At 70.1% G+C, this 8704-nt stretch carries 8 protein-coding genes; 4 read left to right on the forward strand and 4 right to left on the reverse strand.

All coding sequences use genetic code 11. From position 1 onward, the window contains the following. Positions 1-21: 21 nt before the first annotated feature. Positions 22-534, reverse strand: coding sequence for a hypothetical protein (locus tag ACFTZL_RS07215; protein WP_382579301.1), 513 nt, complete (start codon positions 532-534; stop codon positions 22-24). A 23-nt stretch (positions 535-557) separates the two neighbouring features. After that, positions 558-1673, reverse strand: coding sequence for a magnesium and cobalt transport protein CorA (locus tag ACFTZL_RS07220; protein WP_382579303.1), 1116 nt, complete (start codon positions 1671-1673; stop codon positions 558-560). Between the two features lie 462 nt (positions 1674-2135). Here ACFTZL_RS07220 and ACFTZL_RS07225 point away from each other — a divergent pair, with 462 nt between their 5' ends. Further along, a complete protein-coding gene (locus tag ACFTZL_RS07225; protein ID WP_382579304.1) occupies positions 2136-2720 on the forward strand; it encodes a suppressor of fused domain protein in 585 nt (194 codons plus the stop codon). Positions 2721-2770: 50 nt separating this feature from the next. Here the strand turns inward: ACFTZL_RS07225 and ACFTZL_RS07230 are convergent, their stop codons facing one another. Next, the gene (locus ACFTZL_RS07230) at positions 2771-3994 is read right to left on the reverse strand and encodes an MFS transporter (protein WP_382579305.1); all 1224 of its coding nucleotides are present in this window, start codon (positions 3992-3994) and stop codon (positions 2771-2773) included. Between the two features lie 159 nt (positions 3995-4153). On the opposite strand from ACFTZL_RS07230, the gene ACFTZL_RS07235 reads away from it, so the two are divergent. The 3 genes from ACFTZL_RS07235 (at position 4154) to ACFTZL_RS07245 (ending at position 6552) form a co-directional block, all read left to right on the forward strand. After that, positions 4154-4795 (forward strand): DUF6758 family protein, encoded by a 642-nt coding sequence (locus ACFTZL_RS07235; protein WP_382579307.1) that lies wholly within the window; start codon positions 4154-4156, stop codon positions 4793-4795. Positions 4796-4917: 122 nt separating this feature from the next. Further along, on the forward strand, positions 4918-5775 hold the full coding sequence (locus tag ACFTZL_RS07240) for a PHP domain-containing protein (RefSeq protein ID WP_382579309.1): 858 nt from the start codon (positions 4918-4920) through the stop codon (positions 5773-5775). A gap of 171 nt (positions 5776-5946) precedes the next feature. Further along, on the forward strand, positions 5947-6552 hold the full coding sequence (locus ACFTZL_RS07245; protein ID WP_382579311.1) for a MarC family protein: 606 nt from the start codon (positions 5947-5949) through the stop codon (positions 6550-6552). 9 nt (positions 6553-6561) lie between these two features. Here the strand turns inward: ACFTZL_RS07245 and ACFTZL_RS07250 are convergent, their stop codons facing one another. Next, positions 6562-8628: a trypsin-like serine peptidase gene (locus ACFTZL_RS07250; protein WP_382579313.1), complete on the reverse strand. Its 2067-nt coding sequence runs from the start codon at positions 8626-8628 to the stop codon at positions 6562-6564. Positions 8629-8704: the final 76 nt, after the last annotated feature.

The raw sequence follows: 8704 nt of genomic DNA on the forward strand, positions 1-8704 counted from the left end.
ACCGCGCTGCGCGTGCGGCCGCTACTTGCGTTTGCGCTTCTTCAGCAGCAGGCGGTGCAGGCCCGCCGGAACCGGCCGGCGGGTGATCGCCGGGGACGGCAGGGGCGGCTCGGACAGGGAGTCGTCGGGCAGGGGCGCCGTCGTCCCGGTCGGTTCCAGGCGCAGCACCCGGCACTCGCGGGCCCAGCGGCCGGTCATGGCCTCGCCGTCGGGCGCGTTCAGCCGTTTGCCCTTGAGCTCGGCGACCGTCGCGTCCCACGCCTCGGAGCCCGGCGCGAGCTCGGTGACCCGCGCCGTCCAGGAGACCAGCCGGCCTCCCTTGTCCTTGCTGCGCACCGTCACCCGGGCCTCGGACCCGTCGGCGAGACCCGGCAGAGGCTGTTCGCCGGGCCCGTCGCCGATCAGACACGCGGCACCCTCGTGCCACACGTGCCAGAGCGCACGCGCCGGGCTGTCGGGGCCCTGGACCCAGACGAGGCCGGACTTCTTCGTGGCTTCCTCGACGAGGGCCTGGCCGAGCAGCTCGCTTGTCATGGGCCCCAGCCTATCCAGGCTGCTCACAGCCAGCCGTTCCGCTTCAGCGTGCGGTGGATGCCCAGGCAGATGGTCACGGTGATGCTCATGATCACCGGGTAGCCGTACTTCCAGTGCGTCTCCGGCATGTAGTCGAAGTTCATGCCGTACACCCCGCACACCATCGTCGGTACGGCGACGATCGCGGCCCATGAGGTGATCTTCCGCATGTCCTCGTTCTGCGCCACGGACGCCTGCGCGAGGTTGGCCTGGAGGATGGAGTTGAGCAGCTCGTCGAAGCCGAGGACCTGCTCCTGGACCCGGGCCAGGTGGTCGGCGACGTCCCGGAAGTACTTCTGGATGTCCGGGTCGATCAGCCGCATCGGCCGCTCGCTCAGGAGCTGCATGGGCCGCAGCAGCGGCGACACGGCCCGCTTGAACTCCAGGACCTCGCGCTTGAGTTGGTAGATCCGGCCGGCGTCCGAACCACGCGGCGAGCCCTTGCGCCCCGGGGAGAACACCTCGGTCTCCACCTCGTCGATGTCGTCCTGCACCGCGTCGGCGACCGCGATGTAGCCGTCGACGACGTGGTCGGCGATGGCGTGCAGCACGGCCGAGGGGCCCTTGGCCAGCAGCTCGGGGTCGTCCTGGAGGCGGTGCCGCAGGGCCCGCAGGGAACCCTGCCCGCCGTGCCGGACGGTGATGAAGAAGTCCCGTCCGGTGAAGCACATGACCTCGCCGGACTCGACGACCTCGCTGTTGGCGTCGAGCTGGTCGTGCTCGACGTAGTGGATGGTCTTGAAGACCGTGAAGAGCGAGTCGTCGTAGCGCTCCAGCTTGGGCCGCTGGTGGGCCTGGACGGCGTCCTCCACGGCCAGCGGGTGCAGCCCGAACTCACTGGCGATGCCGGAGAATTCGGCCTCGGTCGGCTCGTGCAGGCCGATCCACACGAAGCCCCCGTCGCGGCGCACCAGGCGCACCGCCTCGTGCGGGGTCAGCGGGGTCTCGGTCTCGATGCGGCGGCCGTCCCGGTAGATGGCGCAGTCGACGACGGCGGTGGCCGTCGCCGGGCTGCGGGTGGCGTCGTAGGTGCCGCTGTCCTTGCGCAGCGAGACGCGGGACGGACGGACCACGGCGCGCAGATCGCGAATCATCGACATGGCGGGCTCCTTCGCGGGAGGGCAACGAAAGGCGCCGGTGGCGACGGGTGGAACTACCCGGAATGAGGACGTAGTGACTGCGGATGTTTGGCACGTCCACAAAGCGGGGAGCACCGCACCGTCGCGGTGGCGAGCTTCGTTACTGATTCAGCTACTGAGGCAGATCAGGAAAAACGAAACGAAGCGCTCTTCCGCGGTGAAGCGAGTGCGAGAGGTGGCGGCCGGCCAGAGAGACAGAGCAGCTACATCAGCGGCGGGAGAGCGTGGTGCTACTGCACGGTCGACTTCGGTCCATTGCAGCCCCACCTCCTCCGGCCGGTCCCTCGTAAGGGAGTTCCTTCGGCGTCGGGGCTTGATCGCGACGCTTCTGCGTGCTGCCCCGAACCACCGGGCAAGAGTAGCAGCCGGCAAAACTGTCAAGGTGCTCCTTTGCCCGCTACTGACGAGTTCTATGCTCACGTCATGGCTGATGTTCTTCCTCTGGTCGAGGCCCGGTTGCGTACCGCGCTGGGTGAACCGGACGCGCGCGCGGCAGTGACGTTCCTCGGTACGGACCGCATCGAGGTGCTGCGCTTCCAGGAGGGCGACATCGCCCGCTACGCCACCCTCGGCATGTCCGCGCAGCCCATGACGGAGCCCACTGCGGCGGTCGCCGACCCGGTCAAGGGGCCGCGCGCGGAGCTGGTCCTGTCGGTGCGTGCGGGGCTCGCCGAGACGGACAAGGTGCTCCGTCCGCTCGCCATTCTCGCCGCGTCTCCGCAGGTGGAGGGCCTGATCGTGGCCCCCGGCGCCTCCCTGGACGTCGGCGAACCGCTGTGGCCCGGCGCCCCCTTCACCTCGGTCCTGGTCGCCGAACCGGGCGGCCTGGTCGAGGACCTGGAGCTCGACGAACCCCTCGACCCCGTACGGTTCCTGCCGCTGCTGCCGATGACCCCGAACGAGGCCGCCTGGAAGCGGGTGCACGGCGCGCAGGCGCTCCAGGAGCGGTGGCTGAACCAGGGGACGGACCTCCGGGATCCGTCCCGGAAGTCCGTCCCGCTGGAGTGAGGTCTGAGTGAGGAACCTCACCAACCCATGGCCGAAAAGCATCAGTTGGCTCAGCCTGCGAAGACGGTGACGCTGTCCTCGGTCGCGTGCCCCGGCTCCAGCTCCTCGGCTTCGTGGGTGAGGGCCTTGCGGCGTACGACCACGACGACGGCGCCCAGCACGGCCGTGACGGCCGCCACCACGAACGGGATGTGGAGATCGGTCCACTCCTCGATCTTCGGTGCGAAGAACGGGGCGGCCGCCGCCGCGAACCAGCGCACGAAGTTGTAGCCCGCGCTCGCCACCGGCCGGGGCGCGTCCGAGACGCCGAGTGCCAGCTCGGTGTAGACGGTGTTGTTCACGCCGATGAAGGCACCGGACAGGATCGTGCAGACGACGGCCGTGGTGTGGTCGCCGTAGCCGAGCACGAGCACGTCGGCCGCGAGCAGCACCAGGGAACCGCCGAGCACCTTCAGCGAGCCGAACCGCTTCTGCAGACGCGGTGCCACGATCACCGAGAACACGGCGAGCAGCACACCCCAGGCGAAGAACACCGCGCCCGACCGGTACGGGCTCATGTTCAGCACGAACGGGGTGAAGGCCAGCACGGTGAAGAACGTGTAGTTGTAGAAGAACGCCGAGATCGCCGCGGAGGCGAGGCCGCCGTGGCCGAGGGCCTTGACCGGGTCCAGGAGCGAGGTCTTGCGGGCCGGCTTCGGCTGCTCCCTCAGGAACACCGCGATGCACAGGAAGCCGACGGCCATCAGGAAGGCCGTGCCGAAGAACGGGTAGCGCCAGCTGGCGTCACCGAGCAGGGCGCCCAACAGCGGACCGCAGGCCATGCCCAGGCCGAGGGCCGACTCGTACAGCAGGATCGCCGCCGCGCTGCCGCCCGCCGCCGCTCCGACGATGACCGCGAGGGCCGTCGAGACGAACAGTGCGTTGCCGAGGCCCCAGCCGGCCCGGAATCCGACCAGTTCGCCGACGGATCCGGAGGTGCCCGACAGTCCCGCGAAGACCACGACCAGGGCGAGGCCGAGCAGCAGGGTCCTCTTGCCGCCGATGCGGCTGGAGACGAAGCCGGTGACCAGCATCGCGATCGCGGTGATGAGGAAGTACGAGGTGAAGAGCAGGGAGACCTGGCTGGCCGAGGCGTTCAGGCCCGAGGCGATGGACGGCAGGATCGGGTCGACGAGTCCGATGCCCATGAAGGCGACGACCGACGCTCCGGCGGTCGCCCACACGGACTTGGGCTGCTTGAGGAGGCCGCCCGCTCCGGCGTCGAAGGGGTCCATTGCTTGCTCCCTTTCCCGAGACAAGTTAGTTGGTATATACACATACTAAGTTAGCCATGCTAACTAATGCAAGCTACATCTAGTGCGGGGGTGAAGGGTTCCGTCCGGTTGGGTGATCGTCCTTGACGCGGCGGGGCGCGGGTAGGACCGTGGGGCCCTATGAGGGGCGAACCCAGTTGCCCGAAGTGTGGTGGCCGGGTCAGGGCTCCCGGCCTCTTCTCCGACTCCTGGCAGTGCGATGTGCACGGCACCGTCCATCCGGTGCAGCCCGTGATACCGCCCAGCGTCGATGCCCTCAACGTCGTGGTGCACCGGACTCAGGTGCCGGTGTGGATGCCCTGGCCGCTGCCGGTCGGCTGGCTGTTCACGGGCGTGGCCTGCGCGGGGGACGACCGCACGGGTGGCCGCGCCACGGCCGTGGCCTGTACGGGGCCCGGGCCGCTCGGCGGGATGGGCGAGCTGATCCTGGTGGCCGAGGAGTTGGGCGTCGGACTCGGTGCGCGGTATGCGGGTATCGACGGTCCGGACCCGGGGCCGACCATGGATGTCGGTAAGCCGGCTCACGCGAAGGTGCTCGCCGCGGGGCGGCCGACGCCGCTGTGGCATGTGACCGGCGCGCCGAACGATCGCGCGGTGTTCGCCGGCGAGGCGCTCGGGATGTGGCTGTGGGCGGTCGTGTGGCCGGAGCAGTCGGGGTTGTTGATGTACGACGAGCTGGTGCTGGCGGATGTGCGGGATGCGGGGGCGGAAGTGGAGCTGGTGCCGTGCGGGGCGTTGTCGCCGCGCTTGCTTCAGCCGTAGGGCCTCTGGAGGGGGCGTTGGTGTAGGGGGCGCTTCCTGGGGTCGGGTATGACAGAGGGCCTCGTGAATCCGGTTATCCTTGAGCAGCCCTGTTCGGTTCGTCTGTGTCTGGAGTTCGTGTCGTGCGTATCGATCTGCACACCCACTCCACCGCTTCCGATGGCACGGACACCCCGGCCGAGCTGGTGCGGAAGGCTGCAGCGGCCGGGCTGAACGTCGTCGCCCTCACCGATCACGACACCACCCGCGGGCACGCCGAGGCGATCGCCGCGCTGCCCGAGGGGCTGACGCTGGTCACCGGGGCCGAGCTCTCCTGCCGGCTCGACGGCATCAGCATGCACATGCTCGCCTACCTCTTCGACGCCGAGGAGCCCGCGCTGCTCGCCGAGCGCGAGCTGGTCCGGGACGACCGGGTGCCCCGGGCGCAGGGCATGATCGCCAAGCTTCAGGAGCTGGGCGTGCCCGTGACCTGGGACCAGGTGGCGCGGATCGCCGGTGACGGGTCCGTCGGACGTCCGCACGTGGCGAGCGCGCTGGTCGAGCTGGGTGTGGTGCCGACCGTGAACGACGCCTTCAGCCAGGACTGGCTGGCCGACGGCGGCCGGGCCTTCGTCGAGAAGCACGAGACCGACCCCTTCGAGGCGATCCGGCTGGTCAAGGGCGCGGGCGGGGTCGTGGTGTTCGCGCATCCCGCGGCGAACAAGCGGGGGCGTACGGTGCCGGAGGCCGCGATCGCCGAGATGGCCGCGGCCGGGCTGGACGGCGTCGAGGTCGATCACATGGAGCACGACGCGGATACGCGGGCGCGGCTGCGGGGGCTGGCGAAGGAGCTGGGGCTCCTGGCGACCGGGTCCAGTGACTATCACGGCAGCCGGAAGACGTGTGTGCTCGGGGAGTACACGACGGATCCCGAGGTGTACGGGGAGATCACTCGGCGGGCCTTCGGGGCGTTTCCCGTGCCGGGGGCCGGCGGGGTCTGAGGTCCGTTTTTTGTAGGTCCGTTTCAAGGCACCCGGCGTAGGCCGCTGTGCCCACCCGTTCCTCCCCCAGTGCCTCAAGGGCCTGGGGGGACCCCCACGGAACGCCTGTCCACAGCGGTTGTGGCCCGATGCTGCCCGCCGCGCTTTCCTGTAACCCCGCAAGGCTCACCCATGTTCGATGTCGCCGTCTTCGGCTCCCTCTTCCTGACCCTCTTCGTCATCATGGATCCCCCCGGGATCACCCCGATCTTCCTCGCGCTCACCGCCGGCCGGCCCGGCAAGGTGCAGAAGCGGATGGCCTTTCAGGCCGTCTGTGTCGCCGGTGGTGTGATCACCGTGTTCGGGCTGCTCGGGCACCAGATCCTCGACTACCTGCATGTCTCCGTGCCCGCGCTGATGATCGCGGGTGGGCTGCTGCTTCTGCTGATCGCGCTCGATCTGCTCACCGGGAAGACCGACGAGCCGAAGCAGACCAAGGACGTCAATGTCGCCCTCGTGCCACTGGGCATGCCGCTGCTGGCCGGGCCGGGGGCGATCGTGTCGGTCATCCTCGCCGTGCAGAAGGCGCACAGCGCCGCCGCGCAGGTTTCCGTGTGGGCGGCGATCCTCGCCATCCATGTCGTGCTGTGGCTGGTGATGCGCTACTCGCTGGTGATCATCCGGATCATCAAGGACGGCGGTGTGGTCCTGGTGACACGGCTCGCGGGCATGATGCTCTCCGCGATCGCCGTGCAGCAGATCATCAACGGCGTGACACAGGTGATCCAGGGGAGCTGACGGGGCACGTCAGGTCCGGCCGAGCACCGAGCCGACCGCACCGGCCGCTCCCGGGTGGGCGAGGTACTCGTCGATGTTGTGCGCGCGGTCACGGCCGTTGGAGACGGCGAGCTGGGTGAGCTTGCCCCAGCGCTCGTCCTCCAGGGGACAGCCGATGGCCACCGCGTCGGTGGGGCACCAGACGTTGACCCAGTCACGCACCCGGGGCGGCCGGTGCGGGCCGTGGGCGAGAAGCCGTTCGTTGACGCCGTCCAGGCCGAGCGGGCTGCCCGCGGTGACGAGCAGGACCGGGTCGAGGCCCTCCGGCAGCCGGGTCAGCAGGTCCATGCCTACGACCGTGCCCAGGCTGTGCGTGACCAGCACCAGCTCGCCGGTCGTGGGCATGGTCTCCATGACGCTGTCCAGTACGGCCTGCCGCACGGCACTGTCGCCGAGATACAGGTCGACGTCCCGCAGGAACGTGGCGATGGTCCACTCGTCCACGTCCGACCGGGCGGCGAGCCAGCTCAGCGGCCGGTGCAGTGCGCCGACCAGTCCCGCCCCGAAGCCCTCCGTGGCCGCCGGCCCGTCCTGGGGCATGCCGGCCCGGGCCGCCGCCTCGTAGAGCAGCCGCTCGTAGGAGCCGGTGGGCGACTGCGCGGCGAAGACCTCGGCGGCGGCGCCGGCGCTCACCTCGTCCAGGCCGACGACCTCGGCCGTGCTCTCCCTGCCGCTCACGAGGCTGTGCAGTCTCATGCCGTAGAACGGGAACCACACGTCCTCAGGGGCGACCGTGGGCAGTGACGCGAGGGTGAGTCCGCGGTTCAGGCCGGCCGTCCAGGTCACGCGGAGGTCGACGGGCTTCTTGCTCTGCTGGTCCCTGCCGTGCAGGAAGACCAGGTGCCGGCGGCCGCCGAAGGCGGTGCTCCGGGCCGGGAGTCCGATCTTGGGTGTGCGGGCATCCGTCCCGCTCTCCGTGACCGGAGTGGCGGAGGCCGCCGGGGTCGTGACGCCGGGTACCGGCGGCGAGGAGAGCGCGGGCGCGGCGACCGCGCTCTGGTCCAGGCCCGAGTCCGGGCCCATCTCGGTCAGCAGGGCACGCCGCGCGGTGTCGAGGTCCAGCCCGGACAGGTGCTTCAGGACCGAGCTGATGCGGACGCCCTCGTTGGCGACCCACTCGATCGCGTCGTCGCCGTCGCCCTCGCGCCAGGGCTGTCCGTCCGTGCGCAGGACGCGGCCCTGGTCGTCCTTCTTCGGCACGCCACTGTGGTGCAGGGCCACGACCTCCCACTGGTCGTTGAAGACGGGGGAGCCGGAGTTGCCGGGGCGCGTGTCGGTTCGGTAGTGGACGAAGTCGTCGAGCCGTACCAGCACCGCGTTGTCGCGCAGAACGATTTCCTTGAGGCGGCCGTCCGGGTGACCGATGATGTTCACCTTCTCGCCGAGCACCAGCTTGCCGAGCTGCACGCTGAGCCGGTTCCAGCCGAAGATCTCGCCCGGCGGGCGGCCGTCCGGGGCGGGCGTGACCGCGACCAGGGCGAAGTCCAGCCGTCTGTCCGCGGCGAAGAAGGCCCCCGGGTCGAGCTCCATGCGGACGGCGGTGTCGGGGACGTTGTCGACCGTGACCTGGGCGTTGAACTCGGCGAAGCACCGGCGGGCGAAGCCCTCGTCGGGCAGCACGTGGTGGTTGGTCATCATCAGCCGCGGCGACACCAAAAAGCCGGTGCCGTGCGGAAGCTCACGGCCGTCGCGGCGCAGGGTGATCCGGGCGACCGAGGCCCCCGCCCTGACACCGCGCGGCAGGAAGCTCCAGGCCTGGAGCTCGTTGGACAGGTCGATGATGCGTTCGTTGGCGTCGGGCAGGTCCATGGCCTCGCCGTGGATGTCCGCCACGACCGCCTTGGGGGACAGACCGCCCCGCTCGAGGATCCGGTCGGCGCGGACGGCGAGCGCGTCCGGGGTGTCCGGGAACCGCACGCCGGCCGCCAGCCGGTCCTCGACCCGCTCACGCTCCGCGGTGGAGTCCTCGTACCGCCGGGCGGCCTCGGCCGCGGCCTGTTCGTGCAGCTCCCCGTTCGACCGGCCTGTCACGGACATGTGTCCCACCGTCCTGTTCGCTCTCGCTGTGCCCCTCAGCCAGTACGCCCCCGGCCACGGTGGTCCGCAACAGCGG

Source organism: Streptomyces sp. NPDC056948, assembly GCF_042674225.1.
GTDB lineage: Bacteria > Actinomycetota > Actinomycetes > Streptomycetales > Streptomycetaceae > Streptomyces > Streptomyces purpurascens.